We start from the raw sequence: 882 nt of genomic DNA, 5'->3' as shown, positions 1-882 counted from the left end.
CCTGCCGGAAGCCACCCGGCAGCTCACGCTGCTCGGCTCGCCAAGACTGAAGACGAGCCTTCCGGCTCGCCAATACCTGAGCCGGCGCATCACTCATCAAGCGTCACGGCCCTTTGGGCCGCGTCAAATCCGTCCAGCAGCGATTGCCATGTCGGCGAATGCCAGACGGCCAGCGGATTGGGTTGCTTCTTCACCACATAAACGACGGCCGATTGAATCGCTTCTTCCGTCGGCAGTTTCCGTTTTGATCCGTTGACCGTCCAAAAAGAACCGTTGGCGGGAACGGGCCGACGCTTTTTCAAAGCCCGCGTGGACCAGTTTTTGAATGTCTCCAACACCAGTTGCGGATCAGCCTCATGCGGCGTCTCCAAGACAAGATGGATGTGATTGAACATGATGCTGGCGGCTTGCAAGGTCCATTGCCGAATCAAGGCGGTTTCCTGATATTGCTCGACAAGACTTTTCGCGTCAACGACACCCAAGGCCACCGGCGGGCCGTTCATGCGGTCTTTGATCCAATTCGACAATTTTGGCAAATCGGCCTCATAAGGCGTGCCGGGAATGTTGTGGCTCACCCGGTTCCCGTCGTCCTCCAAAATGTTTCCCACGAATCCCCGCGCATCACCGGGCAGCCAGTTCCCGTAGGCAGTCCATGTCAGGAGCCAGTGTCGATTCATGAAAGGTGATCCCATGAATGATGATTGTTTTCCCGGCGAGCCGGAAGGCTCGTCTTTGTCTTGGCGAGCCGAGCAGCGTGAGCTGCCGGGTGGCTCCCGGCAGGGAAGGTGCTTCAGCCACGGGTTTAAGTCCGGCCGAGTAAAGGGGAAGCGGTTCGACCACTGGAAGCCACCCGGCAGCTTACGCTGCTCGGCTCGCCAAGAC

Annotated in this window: 1 protein-coding gene; it reads right to left on the bottom strand. The window is 58.5% G+C overall.

Translation table 11 applies throughout. The features are described 5' to 3' along the window. Positions 1–89 precede the first annotated feature (89 nt). The gene (locus BGIM_RS0100710) at positions 90–677 is read right to left on the bottom strand and encodes a transposase (RefSeq protein WP_020467915.1); all 588 of its coding nucleotides are present in this window, start codon (positions 675–677) and stop codon (positions 90–92) included. Positions 678–882 lie beyond the last annotated feature (205 nt).

This window comes from Zavarzinella formosa DSM 19928, from assembly GCF_000255705.1.
In the GTDB taxonomy this organism is placed as follows: domain Bacteria; phylum Planctomycetota; class Planctomycetia; order Gemmatales; family Gemmataceae; genus Zavarzinella; species Zavarzinella formosa.
The sequence above is the reverse complement of the archived record's forward strand: the minus strand, read 5'-3'. Positions and strand labels throughout refer to the sequence as shown.